The sequence below is a fragment of the bacterium genome (assembly GCA_035528375.1).
In the GTDB taxonomy this organism is placed as follows: Bacteria; RBG-13-66-14; RBG-13-66-14; order RBG-13-66-14; family RBG-13-66-14; genus RBG-13-66-14.
On sequence record DATKYS010000137.1, the window covers coordinates 64900 to 86555 of the forward strand.

The 21656-nt window shown below is 66.5% G+C and carries 21 protein-coding genes; 8 read left to right on the forward strand and 13 right to left on the reverse strand.

Going from position 1 to position 21656, the window contains the following annotated elements; all coding sequences use genetic code 11:
* Window positions 1–177: 177 nt before the first annotated feature.
* Together VM054_11365 and hypB are read right to left on the reverse strand one after the other, a co-directional pair.
* Complete coding sequence (locus tag VM054_11365; GenBank protein ID HUT99657.1) at window positions 178–957, reverse strand: GNAT family N-acetyltransferase; 780 nt, start codon at window positions 955–957, stop codon at window positions 178–180.
* 138 nt (window positions 958–1095) lie between these two features.
* Window positions 1096–1761: a hydrogenase nickel incorporation protein HypB gene (gene hypB / locus VM054_11370; protein HUT99658.1), complete on the reverse strand. Its 666-nt coding sequence runs from the start codon at window positions 1759–1761 to the stop codon at window positions 1096–1098.
* A gap of 120 nt (window positions 1762–1881) precedes the next feature.
* Here hypB and VM054_11375 point away from each other — a divergent pair, with 120 nt between their 5' ends.
* Entirely contained in the window at window positions 1882–3342 is a 1461-nt protein-coding gene (locus VM054_11375; GenBank protein ID HUT99659.1) for a hypothetical protein, read from the forward strand.
* 60 nt (window positions 3343–3402) lie between these two features.
* Here VM054_11375 and VM054_11380 read toward each other — a convergent pair whose 3' ends face one another.
* From VM054_11380 to VM054_11420, 9 genes are all read right to left on the reverse strand, one after another.
* On the reverse strand, window positions 3403–4113 hold the full coding sequence (locus VM054_11380; GenBank protein ID HUT99660.1) for a hypothetical protein: 711 nt from the start codon (window positions 4111–4113) through the stop codon (window positions 3403–3405).
* Window positions 4114–4196: 83 nt separating this feature from the next.
* Window positions 4197–4820, reverse strand: coding sequence for a hypothetical protein (locus tag VM054_11385; protein ID HUT99661.1), 624 nt, complete (start codon window positions 4818–4820; stop codon window positions 4197–4199).
* A 95-nt stretch (window positions 4821–4915) separates the two neighbouring features.
* Entirely contained in the window at window positions 4916–5830 is a 915-nt protein-coding gene (locus tag VM054_11390) for a YitT family protein (GenBank protein ID HUT99662.1), read from the reverse strand.
* A gap of 81 nt (window positions 5831–5911) precedes the next feature.
* Window positions 5912–6742, reverse strand: a complete 831-nt coding sequence (locus tag VM054_11395) for a hypothetical protein (GenBank protein HUT99663.1) — start codon at window positions 6740–6742, stop codon at window positions 5912–5914.
* Entirely contained in the window at window positions 6739–7332 is a 594-nt protein-coding gene (locus VM054_11400; GenBank protein HUT99664.1) for a Maf family protein, read from the reverse strand. Before VM054_11400 ends, VM054_11395 begins: the two co-directional genes overlap by 4 nt.
* Window positions 7333–7342: 10 nt before the next feature.
* The gene (locus tag VM054_11405; protein HUT99665.1) at window positions 7343–8563 is read right to left on the reverse strand and encodes a hemolysin family protein; all 1221 of its coding nucleotides are present in this window, start codon (window positions 8561–8563) and stop codon (window positions 7343–7345) included.
* A 223-nt stretch (window positions 8564–8786) separates the two neighbouring features.
* Window positions 8787–10952, reverse strand: a complete 2166-nt coding sequence (locus VM054_11410; protein HUT99666.1) for a DUF2723 domain-containing protein — start codon at window positions 10950–10952, stop codon at window positions 8787–8789.
* Window positions 10949–12811 (reverse strand): ABC transporter ATP-binding protein, encoded by a 1863-nt coding sequence (locus VM054_11415; protein HUT99667.1) that lies wholly within the window; start codon window positions 12809–12811, stop codon window positions 10949–10951. Before VM054_11415 ends, VM054_11410 begins: the two co-directional genes overlap by 4 nt.
* Window positions 12812–12955: 144 nt before the next feature.
* Window positions 12956–13147, reverse strand: coding sequence for a zinc ribbon domain-containing protein (locus VM054_11420; protein HUT99668.1), 192 nt, complete (start codon window positions 13145–13147; stop codon window positions 12956–12958).
* 215 nt (window positions 13148–13362) lie between these two features.
* Here VM054_11420 and VM054_11425 point away from each other — a divergent pair, with 215 nt between their 5' ends.
* Entirely contained in the window at window positions 13363–14064 is a 702-nt protein-coding gene (locus VM054_11425) for a hypothetical protein (protein ID HUT99669.1), read from the forward strand.
* A 62-nt stretch (window positions 14065–14126) separates the two neighbouring features.
* Here the strand turns inward: VM054_11425 and VM054_11430 are convergent, their stop codons facing one another.
* Window positions 14127–14564, reverse strand: a complete 438-nt coding sequence (locus tag VM054_11430) for an Hsp20/alpha crystallin family protein (protein HUT99670.1) — start codon at window positions 14562–14564, stop codon at window positions 14127–14129.
* Between the two features lie 276 nt (window positions 14565–14840).
* On the opposite strand from VM054_11430, the gene efp reads away from it, so the two are divergent.
* From efp to VM054_11460, 6 genes are all read left to right on the forward strand, one after another.
* A complete protein-coding gene (gene efp / locus VM054_11435; GenBank protein ID HUT99671.1) occupies window positions 14841–15404 on the forward strand; it encodes an elongation factor P in 564 nt (187 codons plus the stop codon).
* Window positions 15405–15409: 5 nt separating this feature from the next.
* On the forward strand, window positions 15410–16081 hold the full coding sequence (locus VM054_11440) for a hypothetical protein (GenBank protein HUT99672.1): 672 nt from the start codon (window positions 15410–15412) through the stop codon (window positions 16079–16081).
* Window positions 16082–16178: 97 nt separating this feature from the next.
* Window positions 16179–16643, forward strand: a complete 465-nt coding sequence (accB, locus tag VM054_11445) for an acetyl-CoA carboxylase biotin carboxyl carrier protein (protein ID HUT99673.1) — start codon at window positions 16179–16181, stop codon at window positions 16641–16643.
* Window positions 16644–16729: 86 nt separating this feature from the next.
* Complete coding sequence (locus VM054_11450) at window positions 16730–18091, forward strand: MATE family efflux transporter (GenBank protein ID HUT99674.1); 1362 nt, start codon at window positions 16730–16732, stop codon at window positions 18089–18091.
* Between the two features lie 4 nt (window positions 18092–18095).
* Window positions 18096–18839, forward strand: a complete 744-nt coding sequence (locus VM054_11455) for a hypothetical protein (GenBank protein ID HUT99675.1) — start codon at window positions 18096–18098, stop codon at window positions 18837–18839.
* The gene (locus tag VM054_11460; GenBank protein ID HUT99676.1) at window positions 18802–19815 is read left to right on the forward strand and encodes an alpha/beta fold hydrolase; all 1014 of its coding nucleotides are present in this window, start codon (window positions 18802–18804) and stop codon (window positions 19813–19815) included. The genes VM054_11455 and VM054_11460 overlap by 38 nt, the downstream gene beginning before the upstream one ends.
* Window positions 19816–19988: 173 nt before the next feature.
* Here VM054_11460 and recN read toward each other — a convergent pair whose 3' ends face one another.
* A complete protein-coding gene (recN, locus tag VM054_11465; protein HUT99677.1) occupies window positions 19989–21656 on the reverse strand; it encodes a DNA repair protein RecN in 1668 nt (555 codons plus the stop codon).

Sequence of the window (21656 nt, forward strand, 5' to 3'; positions counted from 1 at the left end):
CGGGGATTTTATTCCCCGCCGCTTTACGCTTCCACCCTCGACCCTCACCCCTACCCTCTCCCTAGAAGGGAGAGGGGGCTATGGCGGCCCTCACCCGCGATCCCGCGGGTGAACGCTCCTCCCGCCGGGAGAGGGGGACCTTCGCGCTCCGCCAATCACCCCGCTCCCCGGGCCTCCCTATTCCAGGGATTCCAGCTTGACCCGCAGCAGCTCCAGGACCTCGTCACGGGGCAGCGGACCGAGGAAGAGCTCCTCGCCGTCGGCGAAGACGCCCAGGGATTTCCCCAGGCGCAGGGTGTCCTCGCGCCGGCTGACGTCGTGGACCAGGACCTCGATTCTTTCGGAGTCCAGCTCCCTGGCCGCGGAGACGACCCGGGCGGCGATGAGGGCGGCGTAGGGGCAGTGGTGGTCCACGAAGACCTCGACGACGAGCTTGCCCGGTTTCAAGGCAGGCCGGTAATTCCGGGGCAGCCAGCTTATCCGGGGCGGCTCGTCGGACGGCGCGCCCTCGGGGCGCAGGTACAACAGCTTGATGTTGTCCCGTTCCTCGAGCTCGGTGAAGCCGAGATGGAGGAAGAACTCGGCGGGCATGAAACCGGCGTAGTCGAAGCCGAAGACGGCCAGCGCGCTGGGGTGCGCCGCCCGGCGAACCTCCCCGATGAGCGCCCGGGCCAGCCCGCGACCCTGCCAGTCCGGTTTGACCCAGACGCAGTGGATCACCGCCGTGTCCACGCCGGCGATTTTAAAAGGCGCTATCTCCAGCGGCAGCGCCTCGGCGATGCCCACCGGGTTCCCCTCGACGTAGAGGATGCGCCCGATCAGCCCTTCCGCGAGCTGGCGCGTGACCAGATCCCGCTTCAGCCGGGCCCCCTCCTCGAGCTCCTCGCCGGGAACCCAGCAGGGCTTGACGTAATCGTCGAAGCGCTCCGGGGTGAGAGGCTCGATGCGGTAGTCCAAGGGTGTTCTCCTGCGGGCTTGCGTCGGCGCATTTTAACACGCCGCAAACTTGGGTGGCAAGGAGCGCTTCCGGTATAGAAGGGTCTCCCAGGTGCAAAAAGGGGGCGCTCCGCCCCCTCGATTATAGCCTCCAAACATTTAGCCCCGCTTGGCGGAAACCCTCGCCCGGAGCCAGTCCAGCCAGGCGCTGAGCCCTCGCCCGGTCTTCGCCGAGAGCTCGAAGACGGCGAGCTTCGGGTTGACCTGCTCGATGTTGGCGCGGAGGGCCGCCAGGTCAACGTCCAGATGCGGCGCCAGGTCCAGCTTGTTCACCACGCAGGCGCTGGACTCGCGGAACATCAGCGGGTATTTCAGCGGCTTGTCCTCCCCCTCGGTGATGGAGAAGACGACGACCTTGTCGTCCTCGCCCAGGTCGAACTCGGCGGGGCAGACGAGGTTGCCCACGTTCTCGATGATGATCAGGTCGAGCTCCTCGAGGGGCAGCTCGCCGAGGGCGGTCTTGACGAAATTGGCGCCGACGTGGCAGTCGCCGCCGAAGGGCTCCGTGTTCACCTGGACCACGGGGATGTCGTGCCGGGCGATGCGGTCGGCGTCGCGGGTGGTGGTGATGTCGCCCTCGATTACCCCGGCTCGGAGCTCACCGGCCAGGGAGGCCAGGGTGCGCTCCAGGAGGGTCGTCTTGCCGGCGCCGGGGGAGCTCATGACGTTCACGCTGTAGATGCGCCTTTTGGCGAGGTCGGCGCGGATTTCGCCGGCCAGGGCCTCGTGGGCCTCCAAGACCTTCCGGACGAGCTTTATCTCCATGGGCGGACCTCGACGGGATGGGCTTTTCGATGCCCTCTTTAGATTAGCGACGCGTTGACATTATAGTCGTCGCCCCCGTATACTGCAAGATGAAGTAGAGGCCCCAGGATCGAAATCCCGTTGGACATACCGAACCAGACGAGCGTGGTGGAGGCGGTGAAGGGGCAGTTGTCCCTTTTAGCCGACCCTCGCCGCTGGCGTATCGTTAACGACCGGCGAGCCGGCGCCGACGCCCGGCTGGCCGGCGCCGATGTAGAGACCCTCTGGCACCACCCGCCCCAGACACATTTACTGGTGAAGTTGAGTCCGGCGGCCGGCGACCGGGGGTTCACCTTCTACCTCCCCCTCCTCCTCACCCCGGAAAAGCCCCCCGCGGGCGGGGTGCCTCTGACCGTCGGCGACGGCGACTGGTTCGCCTCCGACCCCTTCCTCTCGCCACCGGAGCTGATGGCGCTCCTGAAGAGCGCCGGTGTCGGCAACGCCGGCCGGTTGCGGCTCGATTCGCCCTCCGTCGGACCATTCGCTATGGCGACCCGCAACCCCCTCTTCAAACCCGCGGGGTGCAAGATCGAACCGCTGCTGGAGCGGGAGGGGGAGCCCAGCACGAATTACCTCTACCGCCTGGACGTGCGCGGCGCTGGCGGAGAGCACGCTCTGGTGGCCAAGCGCTACCTCCCCCGGGAGGAGCCCGGGCGCGGCGACCGGGAGTGGGAGCTCGCCACGGCGCTTTCCAGCGAGCTCGTGCCGCGGCCCGTCGGCCGTCTCGCGGATACACGCTCCGGCAACACCCTGGTCGGTTTCTACGAGTTCGTCCCCGGCGTCGAGGTCGGGCTGGTGCTGTGGAAGCTCTACGGGCTCCTGGGCGTCGTGCCGACGGGGTCGGTGCTGGCGCGCGTCCGGGTGGTCTTCGCTAAGAGCCTGCGCACCCTCGCCTCCTTCCACGACCAGATCGCGCAGCGGATGAAGTACGACGCCGGGCGGGGGCCGGTCAACGAGGGGGTCTTCCACCGAGCCGAGGAGGACTTGCGCGCCCTGCGCGGGTATCGGGTCAACTCGAAGGCCTACCGCGCCATCATCGCCGGCCTGGTGTCGAGCCTGGAGGGGGGTGGTTCCGTATTCCACGGCCCCCGGCCCGTCCACGGGGACCTGATGTGGCGCCAGGTCGTCTGGCGCATGGAGCTGGAAAGGGGGAAGGAGCTCGACCTCCTGACCCTGCCCCTGGAGCCGCCCGAGGAGATGCCCGGCCGGCTGACCGTCATGGACGCCGAGAGCTGGCGGGCGGGGTATCTGGAGGAGGACCTGGCCGGCCTCGCCGCCGCGGACAACTTTATGCTCGCCCTCCAGGAGCGGGACCGATTCGCCCCGGTAATTTTCGCCGCCCTCTGGCACGCCGCCTACCAGGCCAACGACTGGGACGAGGGCGCGGCGCACCGGTCACTGCGTCCACTCCTCTCCCTCATCCGTCTGCGCCACCTCCACGACGCCGCCTACTACGCCGGGGCCAAGGGCGAGAATTCCGTAAAGACCGCCGAGTACGACCACTACGTGCGGGTGAGCCTCCACCTCGCCGGTCTGGTTTAATTGTTTCGTTTCAATAAAGAAGGGCGGGTCGACCGCCCTTTGTTTTACATTGCACAGGGTCTAGTCGAAAGCCGCTTTTATCACTCCCCAGGAGGTTTCCTTCACGTCGGAGTGGGCGGCCAGGTAGCAGGCGGCGTTGGCCATGATGAGAAACCCGTCCCCGGTCCAGCCTTGCGGATTATTACTAGTGTAATCAAGACCGACGACTGTATTGCCGGCATTTACGGCTATGCCGGGGTAGAGGGGGAAATCGGCTATCTCATGGGCCCCGGGACGGAGCTCAAGCAGGATATGGTAATACACATCGCTTAAATGGGATACCCCCTCAAATATCGGGTGCTCGGGCTCGAGGATGTTCAGATCCTGGTAATCGTAGACATAAAATTCACCGGGTATAGGTCCGTAAGGAGCGTACTCATCATCCAGCCAGCGACCGCCGATGCCCCAACCCCCGGGGTCATAAAAGAGCATCTCAGAGATACATACCACACAGCCGCCGCCGTCCACATAGTCGGCCAGGTTATCGCCGAACTCATCCGGTTCCTCTGTATATGTCCCTCCTATGAAGAGCGCATCGAAGTTGCGCATAAACTCAAGAGGCGGCGTGAAATCCATGATATTATAAAAGTAAACAACCTCGAAGCGCGGGTCGTCACGCACGTACTCAACCACTTCCGACCAGTATTGGTAAAAATCCCCCACCAAGAACACGGCGTCCAGGCCGGCGAGAGCGACCAGCGGCAGCACGAGCATCAATATGACGGTTTTCATGACTCCTCCGTTTCACTAAAGCACCCAGCGCGGGATGGTATGGATATCCTCCTCGTAAAGCTCTCCCAATGTGCCCCAGTCGTCTATGAGCATCTCCAGGAGCAGACGGCCTCGTGCAGTTCCTGCGGCCAGAGGCTGCGCTTGAGCCAGTCCCAGTGGCAGTGGTCGGTCGTGTCTCCGGGCCAGTAATCTCCGTTGACCGGCCCTTGGGGGTGGGGGAAGTTGTTGAAGACGTCGGCGTATTCAGGCGGTAAGTGGTCTTGAAATATGATTAAGCCTTGCTCGGTCCTGTCCCACCAGTCCACGGGCCGCCTTATGGCGTTGACCGTCTTAGCCCATGCGATGTGGGGAGTGGGGGGGATAGCGTAGATCGCAAGTTCTTCTTTTGTGATTATCACGTTGTAAACGTACTTGATGAGCGGGTCTTGGTTGGTCAGAAGGATTGGCTCGTGTCCTTTCTTACCCAGCCAGTCGTTCGGGTCCCACTGGTATCTTTCTGGGCGGTAGGTGGTGTGCGTCCCCGGAGGGCCTTCAACTTTACTGAGTGAATAGCGCCAAACCTGCTCGATATCCTCCGAGCCTATCAGCCTCTTGATTACGGTGCATTTGATGAAGGTGGGGGGACCCTGGGGAAAGAGGTCGTTGTTGACCCGGACCTTGGGCCGGATACGGTATTCCGCAGGTCGGAGAATCTCTTCCGGGCTCACAATCCTCCTTTAACCTCTACCTTAAGTTTATCCTTTCTTTATCAGAAAGTCAATTTGAAATCAGGGCGACGTTCCCGTTTTTTTCGTCGTGTGTCCTACGCCGAGCCGCGGCGGCGGAAGCCGTAGCCCATCACCTCGTGCACGTCGGTGATGACCACGAAGGCCTTCGAATCCGCCACCTTCACCAGCCGCTTGAGCCGCTCCACCTCCCGCTTCTCTATCACGCAGTAGATGACGCTCTTGTCCACGTCGGTGTACATGCCCCGGCCCTTCGTGAGGGTGGCCCCCCGGTTGAGCCCCGCCATTATCTGGTAGTACACGATGTCGGGGACGTCGGTGACGATGATGGCCGCCCGGGCGTAGCTGAAGCCGTCCAGCACGACGTCTATCACCTTTATCGAGACGCCCAGGGCCAGGAATCCGTAGAGGATGAGGTCCACCTCGCCGAAAATCGCGCCGGCGAAGGCGATTATGGCCGTGTCGAAGAAGAGGAAGCTGACCCCGGTGGAGAGCCCGGTGTAGCGGGAGAGGATGCGGGCGGGGATGTCGGTGCCGCCGGTGGAGCCTCCGCCCCGGAGGACCAGCCCCAGGCCGGCCCCCAGGAGCACCGCCCCGTACACGAGGGCCATGACGATGTTATCGGTGAGGACGGGGATGCGCAGAATCTCGCCGTACAGGTCGGCGAAAATGGAGTAGAGAACGATGCCGAAGATGGTGCGCAGGCCGAAGCTGCCGCCGAGGAACTTCAGACCGACGAGGAACAACGGGATGTTGAATACGAGCATCGTCACGCCCACCGGGACGTGCCAGAGGAAGTGCAGCACCGTGGCCAGTCCGCCGATGCCCCCCGGGGCGATGCGGTAGGGGACCAGGAACACCACGAGACCGAAGCTCCCCACGGCGGCGCCCACCAGGATCAAGGCGTAGTCCCGGAGCGCCGACTTCCAGTCGGGCAACAGGAGCTTGGGGAACCGCTGTTTGAGCGAGGAGAGGAAGAATCGCTTGCCCATGACGACCTCCGAACAGGGCAAAAAAATAGGGCCCACCCAGTACCTCGGCGGGGCGCAGTCTAGTAAAGGGGGTCGGAGCTGTCAACCCCCATTTTCATCCAGCAGGTCCGCCAGCTCGGCGGGCTCGAACGTCCGGGGCACCGTCAGCCGGTGGGCCGGGACGCGGCGGGACAGCTCCGCGGCGAAGGGGAGGACGAGGTCGGCGAACCAGGGCGGCGGCTCGTAGCTGGTGACCGATGCGACGAGGAGCGCCGTCCCGTCCCGGGCGGTCAGCGGCTCCAGCCCCGCGGTATCCCCCTTTTCCAGGACGCAGATTCCGGTCAACCCGGCCCGGGTCACCGCCGGCATCCGGGGCTCCAGGTCACCCCAAAAGGGTGTGAATTCGATGGTCCAGCCTCCGTCTCTCCGCCGCACGGCGGGCATCTCGTCGGAGAGCACGTGCCATCCCGGCCTCCCGATGAGATTCCCGGCGAGGGTGCTCTTCCCGCTGCCCGACCGGCCGCAGATGAGAAAACCTTTTCTCCGGGGCGTGACGACCCCCGCGGCGTGGAAGAGGAAACCCCCCGGCGGCAGGAGACACATGGCCGCCCACACCCGCAGCACGAAGTCCACATCCTGATAGCCGCTCAGGCGGTACTTGACCCTGGCCCCCGCCTCGGTGGGAATCAGCTCGAACCGGGGTTCGCGAATCAAGCGCCGCCCGCCCGCCTCGGGGTAGATTAACCGGAGACCGAGCTCGATGTTGTAGTCCACCGACGGCTGCACGTCGAAGGTGACGGTGAGCGTTATCGGTCCGTCGGTGAGGAAGGGTCGGTAGATCTCCGCGAGCCCGGTGTACAGCGTCCGCGGCAGCTCGAGGGCCAGCGGTCCGCCGATGAAGTGGATTATCAGCCGTTCGAGGGGATCTTTCATCTTCGGCGGGTGCGTTGATTCCCCGTCCGGTCGAGCGCCTCGAGGAGCTTCAAGGTTTCTTCCACCGGCAGGCCGATGACGTTGGTCACCGAACCCTCGACCCGTTCCACGAGGTTCCACCGCTCATCCTGGACGGCGTAGGCGCCGGCCTTGTCGAGGGACGAGCCGGTGGCGACGTAATCGTCAATCTCATCGGGGGTCAGCCGGCGGATCCGCACCCGGCTGTCCACCCGGACGGTGAGCGGGTTTCCATCGGGCGCCAGCATGGCCGCCACGCCGGTCGTCACGGTGTGCTCCGCGCCGGCCAGGGCGGTGAGCATGGCGCGCGCCTCCGCCTCGTCGCGGGGCTTCCCCAGCACCCTCCCCCGGAGGCGGACGATGGTGTCGGCGGCCAGGACGACCTCGCCGGTCAGACGCGACTTTGCGACCGCCCGCGCCTTGCACACCGCCAGCTCCACGGCCTGGACCGGGTCCGAGTCGGGCCAGAACTCATCCACCGCCGGCACGACGACGGTGAAGGAAACCCCGGCCTCTTCCAGGAGCTTCTTGCGCCGGGGGCTTCCGCTGGCCAGCACCAGGGGGTGGATCATCGGCCTCGCTTCAGTCTTCGTCGGATTCCTCGGTCTTCGGCCTGGGAGCCAGGAGGACGCTTTTTATCCGCCGCGGAGTCGCCTCGATCACCTCCAGCCGGTACACGCCGTTCTCCACGACCTCGCCCGGCTTGGGGATGTGACCCAACTCGGCGATGATGAAGCCGCCCAGGCTCTCGTAATCCTCGTCGGGGAGTTGACAGCCCACCGTCTCGTTGACCTCCTCGATGTCGCACCGGGCGTCCACCAGGAAGGTGCCGTCTCCGAGCTTGTGGATGAGCTCCTCGTCGTCGTCGAACTCGTCCTCTATCTCCCCCACGATTTCCTCGAGGATGTCCTCGATGGTCACGATGCCGGCGGTCCCTCCGTACTCGTCCACCACGACGGCTATCTGATTCTTCGTGGCCTGGAACTCGGCGAGGAGCCGGCCGATGAGCTTGGTTTCCGGGACGAAGATTGGCTCGTGGAGGAGCTCCACGGGGAGGGGCTCCTCGGCTTTTGTCGTGTCGAGGGTCAGGAGCTCCTTGACGAAGAGGATGCCCCGGATGTCGTCTATGGTTTCGGAGTAGACCGGGACGCGGGAATGCCCGCGTTGGGTGACCGCCTCGAGGACCTCGCGCCGCGGCGCCTCGAGGTCCAGGCAGAAGACGTCTATCCGGGGGACCATCACCTCCTTGACCGTTTTTTCCGGGAAGTCGGCGAGCTGGCGGGCCATCTCCCTCGCCTGCTCGACCACCTCGTCCCCCGCGGTCGCGGGTGAGGGGTGGGGCGTCACCCAGCCGAAGGGGTCTTCCCGGTCCGGCCTCCGACCGGACAGGCGGACGAAGGGCCACGAGATGAGGTAGATGACGAACCACACCGGCGCGACCGCCAGGGCCGGCGGCCAGAGCAGGCCGCGCAGGACCCGGTTCGGTTTCGCCCCCCGCCCCAGGGCCCGGGGGAGGAGAATGACGACGACCGAGACGAGGACGGCCGCCGCGGGCCAGGCGACCCAGACGGCCCACGTCTCGGCCGTCAGACCGCTCAGAAAGGACTGACCGGTGATGACCGCGCCCACCCCGACCAGGGTCAAGAGGACCGGGAACAGGCGGAGCGTCCACGGGGATGAGCCGCGCTCTTCATCCTCCCGGTGCGGCCGGGGGCTCAGCTGGGAGAGGGAGTAGCTGACGAGGAAGCCGACCAGGAGAAAAATCCCGCACAGGACGCCTTCCAGCCACACGACGCCGGTCATCGGCCCCCCTCCTCGACCGGAGCGGACCGATCCGTCGGATGCGTGGTGGATGGGGGGGCGGGTTGGGCGGGGTCGTCGCTGGGCTCCCGCCCGTAGGTACTGGGAGGGTACTCCGCTTCCATCGCTGGGAAGCCTCCTCGAGGGGGCGTTTGGAGGGAAACCTGGGGAAGTGAAAGCCGGCGTCCACTTCCCTCATCAACATAGCACAAGAGGCTGGACGGCGTCAATTCGCGAAACTTACGTCCGCCTCCCTTCGGGCGTCGAGCTCACGCCGGAGCGCGTTCAAGAGGGGGGCCAGCGTCTCGGAGGGCGCCCGTATTCCGTCCGCCAGCCGATGCGCCTCCCCAGAATCCCCCAGACCGAACTCGAACAGCGCCAGGAGGAAGTCCGACTCCGGCGTCGTTCCGTACCGGCGGGCCGCCCGCGCCGCCTCGATACCGACCTTGAGATACTCCTCGACGACCCCGGCCCGCGGGTCCTCGGGCAGCCTCTCCCGGAAGGCGATGGCCCCGCCGGTGGGGTTGAACCAGGGGGGGAGGATTACGGGCAGATCGGCGGCCGAAGCCCCCGTCTCCAGGGCGCAGAGCCCCCACACCGCGCCGCGGTATGCCGCCTGGGCCACCCGGGACAGGCTGACCAGGCTCGCCGGCGCCAGGTCGAGCGCCCGCCGCAGGAGCCCGGGTCCCAGGGGCGAGAGCGGGTCAGCGGCCAGCGCGCCCACGGCCCGGAAGGTGAGCCGGTCCGAGGCCAGGCCCCGCAACCGGGCGGTGAACCCCATCCCGTTCTCCAGGTACGTGTCGTCGGTTTCCAACTCAACCAGGCGGTGGAAACCGCCCAGCCGCTGGTAGCGCCACGGCTCGTCGGGGAGGACCGGACGGTTGACCGCGTCCAGCCCGGGCGCGTCGGGGTAGGCCAGCCGAAGGGTCAGCCCGAGAGGCCGCTGGGCCCCGATGCCGAACAGAGGGTGAATGGCGTTGATCGAGAGATGGGTGGCGCCGCCCCCCTCGGCCCAGCGACGGGCGAAGGCATCCCGGGCGTCCCGGCGTACCTGGCCGTAGAGGGTGGGGTAAACGGGCCCCAACGGTCCCCGGTTGAGGTTGCCCAGCTCGTCGAGGACCTGGGCGTCGGGGCGGAGACCCTCCGCGGTGAGTTCCAGGGGTCCGAAGAGGACGTCGTCGCCCTCGCCGAAGTAGAGCGCCCCGGGGGTCAGCTCCCGCAGGGTGTCCTGGGCGCCGGCCCTGGCGATGTCGCCCGAAAGCGGCCGCTCGGCGGTCGCCGCCGAGAAGGCCCACCAGCCGAGGCCCAGAGCCAGAGCGACACCGACCAGCGCCGCCCCGAGTTTCTTTTTCTCGCCGAGACGCCCCTTCAGCCACTCGGCGCCGAAGGCCACCCAGACCGCCGCGAGCATCACCAGGGGGGAGAGGTAGTCCAGGGGGTCCACGATGCGGTAGAAGAAGAGGACCGCCGCGACGAGGACGGGGGTGAGGAGACCGGCGACCGCCAGCCCCTTACTCCTCTTGAAGAGCCCGGCCAGCCCCAGGGGGACCAGCGCCCACAGGGGCCAGGGGATGGAATCGAAGAGCATTCCCCCCGCCGCGGGGAACGCCGCCGCGAATCGGCTTCCCTCCACGTAGCTGTAGGCGTAGCTCTTTCCGGTGAGGTGGGCCCAGAGGTTGGGCAGGTTGCCCGCCATGCCGTAGTCGTAAGCCTGATCGGCCCCCGCCCTCAGCGGCAGGTACAGGTAAGCCGAGAGCGGAATGATAAAGGCCGCGACGGCCAGGCCGATCCAAAGCGCTTTTCGACCGCTCTCCGCCCCACGGAAGGAGCGCCAGAGGCACCAGCCTATGACGGGGAGCAGCACCGCGGCGGAGTAATGATTCGTGAAGAGCAGCCCCGTGACGAGGCAGAGCGCCAATCCGTCCCTCGGGGAAGGTCCGCCGTCCCGTCCTCCGACCGCCCGCGCGGCGAAGAAAAAGGCCGCGCCCAGGAGCAGATGTTGGAGGGCGTGGACCTCGTAGGTGAGCGCCTGCCCGGTGACCAGGGGCCCGCAGACCCAGGCCAGGGTGCCGATGAGGGCGGGGATGCGTGAAAGGCCGAAACTCCGGAGCCCGAGCCAGAGGAGGGCCGCCCCGAGCGCCGCCGCCAGCAGGGCGAGGACGTTCCCGGCCAGGGCGGGGGGAACGCTAAAGACCCGCCCCAATCCGAGGAACAGATGGGACACCAGGGTGAAGGAGGGGTAGCCGGGCGGGTGGGCGACGCCGAGGTTCGCCGCCGCGCCCGCCAGCTCCGTCGAGTCGCCGATGTAGAAATCCCGTGCGGCGAACGACCCCCAGACGACCAGGGAAGCGAGGGCGATGGCCGCGGCCCAGCCGAGGTCCCGCCGGCTCATCGCTCGTCGGCGGATTGGAGCCGGGCCAGTTCCGCGTAGCGGCCGTTTTTCTCCATCAGCTCACCGTGGGTGCCCGCCTCGACCACGCGACCGCCTTCGAGGAAGATTATCCGATCCGCGTCTCGAACCGTGGCGAGCCGGTGCGCGACGATCAGGACGGTGCGCCCCGGGAGGACGCGCGACAGGGCCGCGTTTATCCGGTCCTCGCTCTCCGAGTCCAGGTTGGCCGTGGGCTCGTCCAGGGCCAGGATGCGCGGGTCGCGCAACAGGGCGCGGGCGATGGCCAGCCGCTGCCCCTCGCCGCCGGAAAGCTGGCAGCCCCGCTCGCCGATCTCGCTCTCCAACCCGTCGGGGAGTCGTCGGATCGCGTCGTCCACCTGGGCCAGTTCGAGCTTTTCCCACAGTTCGCCCTCGCCGGCCCCCGGTTTGGCCAGGCGCAGGTTCTCCGCCACGGTGCCCGCGGTCAGGGTAATCTCCTGGGGGACCAGCGCCTGGAGCCGGGCCAGAGCGGCCCGGTCGTAGCCGTCTCGGGGTTTCCCGTCGAGGAGGACACGCCCTTCGGTCGGTTCCAGGAGGCCGAGGGCGAAGTTCAGCAGGGTGGACTTCCCGGCGCCGCTGGGTCCCACGATGGCCGTCACCTTCCCCCGGGGCGCGGTGAAGCCGACACCGTCCAGGATGCGCTCCCCCCCGATTTCGTACGCCACATCCTCGAAGGAGAGCTCCCCCTCGATTTCGACGACCTCCGCCGGCTCGCCGGTTTCCGCCGGTTCGTCGAGGAGCCGGGGGTTCGGCAGCTCCCTGAGCTTCCCCTTCCCCAGTGTCAGCTCCTCTGGTGCGCTTCCCCCGGGCCACGCAAGGACCGCCGTCGTCCGGCCGATTTGAATCCCCGCCGGTACGAGCGCCAGCCGGGCCCGGGAGAGGTTTTTCAGCGGCTCGAAGGCGATGGCCACCAGGCCGAGGAACTCGAAGAGGGAGCCGGTGGTCATCGCCCCGCCCCGCACCAGCCCGGCGCCGTAGATGAGCATTCCCATGAGACCGGCGCCGGCCAGGAGCTGGACCAGTCCACGGAAGGCGCTGGTTATCATCTCACCCTTGAGGCGGTTCTTGAAGTAGCGGCGGGCCAGCTCGGTGAATTTCACCGATTCCCGTCCCGCGGCGCCGAAGGAGGCCACGACCTCGATGGCGGACAACCGCTCCCCGGCGTATCCCAGGATGCGGGCCGAGGTGTCGGCCACCCGTTCGGAATACCGGCGCTGGTGGCGGTTGACGAGGACGACAGCGACGGCCAGAAGCGCGAATATGCCCGCCAGGTACAGCCCGAGCTGCCAGTGGCGGAGTATGACCACCGTCCCCACGATAGCGACGGTCAAAGCGTTTTGGACCGCATCGCGCAGGGTGACCGTAGCCTCGAGGAACCCCTGGGTGTTCTCGTGGATCCGGGAGAGGAGCTCGCCGGTCCTGGAGCGGGTGAAATCTGTGTAGGGGACGGCCAGCACCTTCCTCAGGCAGGCCCGGCGGACGCAGGCCTTCAGGTCCAGCCCGATGCGGGCGGAGGCGTAGATGCCCAGGAAGGAGAAGAACCCGGCGGCGAACATCACCACGGCCATCGCCGTCGGCAGGAGCCAGAGCGCCGTGGAGTGCGGGTCGGCGAATCCCCAGGATTCCAGTGTCCCGAGCACCTCCGGGGCCTTCCCGCCCAGGGTGTCCACCAGCCAGCCCAACAGAATCGGGAAGAAGGTCTCCAGCCCGGCGGCCAGTATCGAGCCGATGACGGTGACCGCCGCCGGCAGCTTGTACCGCCGCAGGTAGCGCCCGAGGGCCCGACCCAGGGGCAGAAGAACTGGCTCGTCTTTATTCACGTTAAAAAAGCGGTGCTCCGCTCAACGTCCGGTCTTGGCGGAGGCAAGGGGTTTAAACCCCTCATCTTCCTTTTCCAGAAGGATACCATCAAACCGGGGTAAAAAAAAGGAGCCCGGCCCCGGGCTCCGTCAGCGTCAGATTCCTCAGCCGCCGCTACTTATGGAGCAGGCCCGGCTCGAGTCATGGGCGACACCGATCGTCCCCAGACCACCCGTGATCACCCTGCGCACCTCTCCGCCGCATTCGGGGCACTCCCGGAGCGGCTCGGCGGTCATCCGCTGGCGGACCTCGAACCGGTGGCCGCAGGCGTCGCATCTGTAGGCGTAGGTGATCACGGCCGCCCCCCGGCGGGTGATTATCAACAAATTCGCATGATAGCACACAAAGGGGCGGTCTTTCAAGTTCATTGATACCGCGGCTTAGTGTGACTGATTGAAAAAAGTGGGCACCTCCCGATTTTTTCCAACACCTATCTTGACAACCGATTAACTGTGTTGTACAGTTAAAGTAGTATTTACCATTTGTTACAACCTTAAAGGAGGTGCTGAAGATGCATAAGGTTCTGTTTTTCATCCTCTTGACGGCCACCCTCGCCGCGGCCACCATTGACGTAGCTTTCATGTTGAGCGAGCCTAGAGCTGATTGGGAGGAAGTCCTGGGCTTCTTTGAAGACGATGGGCGTTTCGGGGAAATAGATTACTACGACTGTTCTAGCGACACGCCGCCCGTCGGGGTTTTTGTCCTGTACGATGTGGTTGTCGTCGGGGGCGTGGCGGAATACGGGGACTACATGGTCTTCGGGGACCGTCTGGCCGATTACGTGGACCAGGGCGGCTGGGTGGTCGTTGAAGGCGGGAAGTTGGCGCACCGGTCTTACGGCGGTATCGGCGGACGCTGGTTCGACGCCGGTTACAGCCCCTACTACTCGATCCTGCGGTACCCGCTCGAAGACCCCGAGGATTTAATCATCGACCAGTCGGATCACTACATCTTCACCGGTGTGGAGAGGCTTTGGGACTGCTGCTGGCGCATAGATACGACTATGCGTGAAGGGGCGACCGAGCTGGCCCATTTCGCAGACGCCGGCGGTGTGGCGGTAAATGCTGCGGAGAGTGTCGTCGGATTGAACTTCTTAAGCTCCGATGAGTGGATCGGTGAAGGCTACCTGATCATGGCCAACGCCGCGTGCTTCCTGGCCGGCTACGCCGACGTGCAGGAAACCTCCTGGGGGCAAATTAAGGCTACATTCTGACCCAACCAGTGCGTTAAAAAAGCCGGCGCGGGCCGGCTTTTTGTTGGGCGGAAGCTCGGGGTCTATTCGACCTCGACCTTGATCTCGCGGGGCTTGGCCTCCTCGGCCTTGGGGATGGTAACGAAGAGGATGCCGTCCTTGTACCGGGCCTTGACCGCGTCGGCCTTGAGCCTGGAGGGGAGGCTGAAGCTGCGCATGAACTTGCCGTAGATGCGCTCGACGCGGTAGAAGTTCTCGCCCTCGGCGCTGTCGTCCTTCGTCTTCTCGCCCTGGATGGTCAGGGTGTTGTTGGTGAGGTCCACGCTGATGGATTCGGGGTTGACGCCGGGCAGCTCGGCCCGGACGAGGATGTCGCCGGAAGTTTCGCTGATGTCCACCCGGGGGGCCCAGATGATGTCGTTGGAGCTTGTGGACGGCCCGACGAAGTCCTCGAAGAGCCGGTTCATCTCTTCCTGGAGGGTCATCCAGTGTCGGTCGGGGGTCCAGCGGACGATGGCCATTTCCTCTCTCCTTGTCTGGTTCGGCGTGGGGGATCGCCGACTGGTTTTTTGTATTCCGCCGGTTAAAAAAGCAAGGGGCGTGCCAGGCCGCCCCAAGCGCATAAAGTATTTAATCTCAATCTGTTGGTGTTTTTCGAATCGTTCATCCGCCCCCACGCATTCGGGCCATTCTGGCACACTTTTCATTTTCTATGTCATTGCGCGGGCGTCTTGCCCCGGCGGTCGGTGTATGGTAACCTCCACACTCGGAAATCGGGTGAGCCCACAGGAGAGGCTTTGATCACCACCGCCAACTTCCGCAACGGGCTGAAGATGCTCTTCGACGGCGTACCCCACATCGTCGTCGAGTTCCAGCACGTGAAGCCCGGCAAGGGGCCGGCCTTCGTCCGGACGAAGCTGAAAAACCTCGTCTCGGGCGCCATCTTCGATCACAAGTTCCGCGGCGGCGAGAAGGTCCAGGACATCACCCTCGACGACAAGGACGTCACCTTCACCTACCGGGAAGGGGAGCTCTACGTCTTCATGGACTCCGAGACCTACGAGGAGCTCCGCCTGGGCGCCGACGCACTCGGCGACGCGACCCGGTGGCTCACCGAGGGGCTGGAGCTCTCCATACAGTTCTACGAAGGCCGGCCGCTGACGGTGGATCTCCCCTCGGCGGTGGACCTCCTGGTCGTCAAGGCCGACCCCGGTCTCAAGGGCGACACCGCCACCGGCGGCACCAAGCCCGCCACCGTGGAGACCGGCGCCATAGTTTCCGTGCCCCTCTTCATCAACGAGGGGGACAGAGTCCGCATTGACACCCGCACCGGCGAATACGTGACCCGGGTGAAGGAGTAGCGGTGATGCGTTTTTTCTTTTCCCTTCTGGCCCTCGTCGCCCTCGCCGCCCACGGTGAGGTGCTCTTCGAGGATGACTTCGATTCCTACCCCGACGGCTTCGATCTGGGTGACGACCCGGCCTGGGAGTACTTCGACGGAGACGGGATCACCGTGACCGCCGGCGAGGCGACCACCGACTCGGGGAACGAGGCGATGATAAAGGCCGTCGGCGCCTTCGAGGGCGAGGACTACTCCGTGGGCTGCGAGTTCACCGGCATCACCGAGGCGGACGGGGGCAAGGTGCAGCTCTGTCTGCGTGCCAGCGTCCACTCCCGGGCCCGCGAGCTCTACTACCTGGACGTCCACCCCAATCCCGGCGGGTACTGCATTAGCCTGATGTACGAGCTGGACGGCGCTTCCGTTGAGCTCAACGGTGCCTGCCTGCAGGCCGACGAGGACGCCTGGCACAGGCTCGACTTCTCCGCCGCCGGCTCCGGACCGGTGGACTTCGAGGTATACTTCGACGGCGACCTGATCTTCCTCCACACCGAGGACACGCACATCGCCCCGGCGGGCCTCCCCGGCTTCGGCCTCGCCTGCGGGGAAGCCGAGACGAGGGTGGACGGTTTCGTCCAGACCGACGGCGGGGCGACGGTGCTCGAAGTCTCGTTCGGTAGAATCAAGACCCTTTTCTGACACACCGCGTCGTGTGGGCGCGTCCCTAGCGCGGTTCCGACGATACGCCCCGTTTTTGTATAATCACCCGCGCGGGGGGATGCGAGAGGGAGAGCCGATGGATCTGGAAAAGCTCAGGAAAATCATCGAACTGTTCAACGAGGGCGGCCTGACCGGGCTCGTAATCAAGGGCGACGAGGACGGCTTCGAAGAGCTCGAGATCAAGAAAGAGCTCCCCATCGCGCCCGCCGCCGCCCCGGCCGCCCCGCTGTCGGCCGCCGCCCAAGAACCTGAGGCCTCCGCGCCGGTCGAGCCAACCCCCGTTCCCGAGAGCGGAGAGGAGCTCGTGTACGTCGTGGCCCCTCTTGTCGGCACCTTCTACTCCGCCCCCAGCCCGGAATCCCCGCCCTACGTCAATGTGGGCGATCGCGTCGGCAAGGGGAGCATCGTCTGCATCGTCGAGGCGATGAAGGTGATGAACGAGATCGAGAGCGATTACGCCGGCACCGTCGTCCAGGCGCTGGTGGAGAACGCCCAGCCGGTGGAGTACGGGCAGAAGATGTTCGCCATCAAGCCGGGTTAGCCTCGGCTTTTCTCGATGGGGGTCGTGGCTCCCGATCGGGGAGGCGACCCCGTTTTTCTAGGGTTCCATAAAGAGCGTCCAAACCGATGGCCAGACGACCGCTGCCGGACCTCCTCAACGGACCGTTGACCTCCACCCTGGTCCGGCTGTCATTTCCCCAGGCCGGGGCGATGCTTTTGAACTCAGGCCTCGGGGTCGTGGACCTCATCTACGTCGGGTTACTGGGTAAGCACGCCCTGGCCGCGGTGGCCCTCTGCTTCCCGCTGCACTTCCTCATCATCACCGCCGGAGCGGGGACGAACACCGCCGTGAGCGCGGTGCTCGCCCGTTACTTCGGCTCCGGTGACGCCGAGCACACCGACCGCATCGTGCTCTACTCCTTCTTCGCCTGGTTCGGTCTGACGGCGCTCATGATGCCGCTGGGGCTGCTCATCGCCCGTCCGCTCCTCGAATCCACCGGTGCGGATCCCGGCGTCGTGGAAATGGCCCACCGGTACGCCAGTACCCTCTACTGGGGGGTGGGCGCCATCCTGGGTCAGATGATTCTGGGCGGTCTCTACCGCGGTGCCGGGGACACCAGGTTCCCCTTCTGGGTCCTGACGCTGACGGTGGGGATCAACGCGGTGCTGGACCCGTTATTAATATTCGGTCTGGGTCCCTTCCCCCGTCTGGGTGTCTACGGGGCCGCGCTGGCCACGGTGCTGAGCCGGGTCGTCGGGCTCGGGGTCATTTCCTTCCACCTCTTCACGCGTCGGGGACCCGTCAAATTCAACCCAAAGTCCCTTCGGTGGGACCCGGAGGCCTACAGGCGCCTCTGGCGCCTGGCGGTGCCCGGTTTCATCCAGCGGGCCGTCGTTCCAGTCGCCATCCAGATCGTTCTATACATCATCACCCCTCTGGGGGTGGCGGTGGTGGGCGCCTACGGGGTGGCTCAGCGCCTGTTCAATCTGGTCCAACTGCCCGCCATCGGCTTCAGCACCGGAGCGATGGTGATGATCGGGCAATGTCACGCCGCCGGATTGACGGACCGGGTGCGTCGTACCTCGATGGATTCGGTGTGGATAACCACCCTCATCACCGGTGGGTTGTCCTTGCTCATCTGGGTCTTCGCCCCCTTCTTCGTCTCCCTCTTCTCCGACTCCCCGGAGGTGACCCGTGCCGGAACGGTGCTGGTGCGTTGGCTGGCCGTCGCCCAGCCCGCGGCGGGCCTGATCCTGTTGGTCAACGGTTACTTCAACGCCATGGGGCAGGGGCTGTACGCCATGCTCCCCACCATCGGGCAGCGGCTGCTGTTGGAACCGGGCGGTCTCGTTCTGGGGCTGCTTTTGGGCGGCCTGACCGGCGCCTGGGCCGGGATGATGGCCGGCGGCCTGGTGGCTGGTGGAATCAGCCTCCTGGTGCTCTTTTACCGCTGGCGGGCGCTCCGGCGCGAGGCGGTGGGGGGGTAGCGCCGTGGGCCGGTTGCCGGAGGACGCGGAACGGGTGCTCGCCGGGATCGCCTCGGACACCGCACATGGAGCGGCGGAGCTCCACGCCCGGGCCCTGGGGTTGGCCTCCGGGCTTTCCGCCGAGCTCCTCCCCGCTTTCGGTGAGGCGCTTCTCCGCGGTCGGCGGGACATGGCTCCGCTCAAGAATCTCGCCCTGGCCTTGATCCGTTCCCCGGACCCCGCCGGGGAGTTGGGCCGGCAGATAACCTCCGCCCGGCGCGCACCGGGTGTCATCGCCTCGAAGGTGAGGGCGCTCGTCGGTTCCGGGCGCAGGGTCATCACCATCTCGCGCTCGAGCACGGTCCTCGCCGTCCTGGGGGCCCTGGAGCCCGAGCGGGTCCTTTGCCTCGAATCGTCGCCCGGCGGCGAGGGGCGCCGGTTCGCCGCCCTGCTCTATGAAAGGGGCATACCCGCCGAGACGGTCCCCGATGGCGACCTGGAGGTGGCGGTGAAACGGGTCGAACTGGGCCTCTGCGGGGCAGACACGGTGACCGAACTGGTGTTCGTGAACAAAATAGGCACACGGCGCCTCGCCGAGGGGCTCCGGGCTCTGGGAAAACCGCTCTACGTCGCCGCCGACCGGACCAAGTACCTTCCCGCCGGTTACTATGAGCCTCCGGTGCCGGGCGGTCCCTTCGAGGAGATTCCCCGCTCTTTGGTCGCGGGGTTGATTGACGATTCCGATGATACCGGGCACGCTTCTGGGTAAACTACTGGACCGCTACCTCTTCCGGCGGGTTCAGCCGAGCCTTTTGGACCGGCGGACGCCCCCGGAGGAGCTCGCCGCCCAGCGGCGCCGCGACCTCACCACCGAGCTTCGGGCGGCCGTCGGCACACCGGCTCCCCGGTCGGCCGACCTCGGCGGGGAACTGAATGACCTCCGGGTGGGCCTCGCCTACCGCCCCGCGGCCCTCTCCTCGCCCGAGGTCGTCGGTCGGCTCTACGGGGAGACCGATCCCGACAACCCCGCCGTTCTCTTCGTCCACGGCTGGCTCCAGCCCAGTTACCTCTCCCTGTCGGAGACGGCGGCGCTCCTGGTGCGCCGGGGCCTGGCCGTCTTCGTCCTCGAGCTGCCCCATCACCTGAGCCGCAGGCCCCCGGGCGAGGCCCACGGCGCGCGCCTCGTCTCCGGCGACCTGAAGCTCACGCTGGACTCCTTAGTTCAGGCGACGGCGGAGGTGTCCGCCGCGGCGGCCTGGCTGCGGAATCGAGCGGGCGGTCTTTTTACCATGGGCTTCAGCCTGGGGGGCCTAATCGCCGGGCTCCACGCCTGTCTGGCGGAGGAGCCGCCGGACGAGGTCGTGTTAATTGCCCCGGCGGCCCGACCGGCGGATATTCTCATCCGCTCGCCGCTCGCCGACCGGGTGAGGCGGACCGTCTTCGCCCAGGGCGTCACGCCGCGGGAAATCCGCCGCGTGCTGTCCCCGTTGGACTTGACCCGGCTCCGGCCGCGGACCCCTCCGGAGCGCGTTTACCTCGTCGCCGGGCGGGGGGATCGGGCGGTGCCGGTGGCCGTTCTGCGGGGGCTGCGGGACCGCTGGGGCTGTCGGTACGAAGAGGTGTCGGGGGGGCACATCAGCCTCTGGCTGCCGCTGGTGGCGGGCGAGGGACTGGGGTTCGATCGCGGGCTGTCCTGGTGCCGGAGGGTGGCCGATTTCCTCGAAGGGCGGGGTGGAGGGGCCTGAGCCGATGGGTCGGTGGGATTAACGTCCAGTCCGCACCGTCCACCGGCGTATTTTTTATTATTGACTCCCGGTCACAACAAAAAACCGGCCCGGAAGCCGGTCCACCCTCGCCAACATCTCTGGATCGCGTTGAATAACCGGCCCCGAAAGCCGGTTCGCCGCGTTCGCTCCGGCTACCTTTTCAGCAACTCCCGGGCGTGCTCCACGGCGCTCTCCCCGCCCCCCAGCATGGCCGACAGCTCCCCCACCTGTTCCTCGCCCTCCAGCCGCTCGATGTCGGTGAAGGTCCGGCCCTCGGCGGAGTCCTTCTTCACGCGGTAGTGGGCGTCGGCGTCGGCGGCAATCTGGGGCAGGTGTGTGATTGCGACGACCTGCCGGGAGCGCCCCAGGTCACGGAGGAGCTCGGACACCACCCCGGCGATGTGCCCCCCGATGCCGGCGTCCACCTCGTCGAAGACCATGGTTGGTACGCCGTAGCGCTCGCCGGTGACCCCCTTGAGGGCCAGCATCACGCGGGATATTTCGCCGCCCGAGGCCACCTTGGCCAGGGGACGCGGAGGTTCGCCGGGATTGGCGGCGAGCTGGAACTCCACGGCGTCGAGACCGGTGGAGATCGCCCGCGCGCCGGACCAGCCGTCGTCGCCGGGTCGGTTGCCCATCTCGACGGCGAACGAATCCTCGGGGAAGCCGAGGCGCTTTAAAATCTGATTGACCCGCGGCGCCAGCCGGTTCACCGCCTCCCGCCGTTTCTGGGAAATTTCCCTCGCCGCCCAGAGGTACTCCTCCCGGGCCCCATCGAGGATCTCCTTGCGCTGGGCCAGAGCGGTCCCGCGGTCCTCGTGGTCGGCTAGCCTCCGCGCCGCCCACTCCCGGTACTCGAGCACCTCGGTCAGGGTAGGTCCGAACTTCCGCTTGAGGTGCTCGAGGAGCGCCAGGCGGGTCTCGATTTCCTCCAGCCGCGCCGGATCGGCCTCGAGCCTCTCGCCGTACACCCGGAGCTTCTCGACGACGTCCACCAGGCTGAAGCGGAGCTGGGTCAGCTCTTCCTCGAGGGGACCCTGCTCGGGATCCAGCTTGACCAGCTCCTTGAGGGTGCCGCGCGCGGCTTCGACGCCGTCCAGGGCCGAAGACTCCCCCTCGCCCAGGAGCTGTAGCGCGCCCTGGGTCAGCCGGGAGAGCTCGACCACGGCCCGCAGGCGCTGCCTCTCTCCGAGGAGCGACTCCTCCTCGGCCGGGTCCAGGCTGGCGTCGTCAATCTCTTTCAGCTCGTGGCGCCAGAGCTCGAGTTGCCTTGAGTCGGCCGCGGCCGATTCCTCCAGCTCGGCCAGAGCCGCCTCGGCCGCCCGCACCGCCTCGAAGCGGCGGGTGACATTTTCACGGAGCCCGTCCAGGTCGTCGAAGGCGTCGAGGAGCTCGAGCTGCGCCTGGGCCTGGAGGAGGGTCTGGTGCTCGTGCTGGCCGTGGAGGTCCACCAAGAGGTTGCCCACGGCGGTGAGTGTGGAGACGGGGACGAGGTTCCCGCCGAGCCAGCAGCGCGACCGTCCACCCGCGTCCACCCGGCGGCGGATGACGAGCTCCTCCTGCGCCGGCTCGATTCCGAGCTCCTCCGCCAGTTCCCCGGGCAGCCTCACGTCGCGGAAGATGGCCTGCACCTCGGCGGCCTGGGCTCCGCTCCGCACGGCGTCGGCCTTGGCCCGCTCCCCCAGAGCCAGCCCGATCGCCCCGACCAGGATGCTCTTTCCCGCCCCGGTGGCGCCGGTGATGGCGCAGAGACCGCGGTCCAGCTCCACCTCCAGGTTCGAGATGGTGGCCAGATCGCGGACGGCCAGGTACGAGAGCAT

Bases quoted from the DNA above. Each gene is read 5' to 3' on its own strand.
- hypB (HUT99658.1), bottom strand. From the start codon at position 1,761: ATGGAGATAAAGCTCGTCCGGAAGGTCTTGGAGGCCCACGAGGCCCTG.
- VM054_11380 (HUT99660.1), bottom strand. From the start codon at position 4,113: ATGAAAACCGTCATATTGATGCTCGTGCTGCCGCTGGTCGCTCTCGCC.
- VM054_11390 (HUT99662.1), bottom strand. From the start codon at position 5,830: ATGGGCAAGCGATTCTTCCTCTCCTCGCTCAAACAGCGGTTCCCCAAG.
- VM054_11395 (HUT99663.1), bottom strand. From the start codon at position 6,742: ATGAAAGATCCCCTCGAACGGCTGATAATCCACTTCATCGGCGGACCG.
- VM054_11400 (HUT99664.1), bottom strand. From the start codon at position 7,332: ATGATCCACCCCCTGGTGCTGGCCAGCGGAAGCCCCCGGCGCAAGAAG.
- VM054_11405 (HUT99665.1), bottom strand. From the start codon at position 8,563: ATGACCGGCGTCGTGTGGCTGGAAGGCGTCCTGTGCGGGATTTTTCTC.
- VM054_11410 (HUT99666.1), bottom strand. From the start codon at position 10,952: ATGAGCCGGCGGGACCTCGGCTGGGCCGCGGCCATCGCCCTCGCTTCC.
- VM054_11425 (HUT99669.1), top strand. From the start codon at position 13,363: ATGCATAAGGTTCTGTTTTTCATCCTCTTGACGGCCACCCTCGCCGCG.
- VM054_11430 (HUT99670.1), bottom strand. From the start codon at position 14,564: ATGGCCATCGTCCGCTGGACCCCCGACCGACACTGGATGACCCTCCAG.
- VM054_11440 (HUT99672.1), top strand. From the start codon at position 15,410: ATGCGTTTTTTCTTTTCCCTTCTGGCCCTCGTCGCCCTCGCCGCCCAC.
- accB (HUT99673.1), top strand. From the start codon at position 16,179: ATGGATCTGGAAAAGCTCAGGAAAATCATCGAACTGTTCAACGAGGGC.
- VM054_11450 (HUT99674.1), top strand. From the start codon at position 16,730: ATGGCCAGACGACCGCTGCCGGACCTCCTCAACGGACCGTTGACCTCC.
- recN (HUT99677.1), bottom strand. From the start codon at position 21,656: ATGCTCTCGTACCTGGCCGTCCGCGATCTGGCCACCATCTCGAACCTG.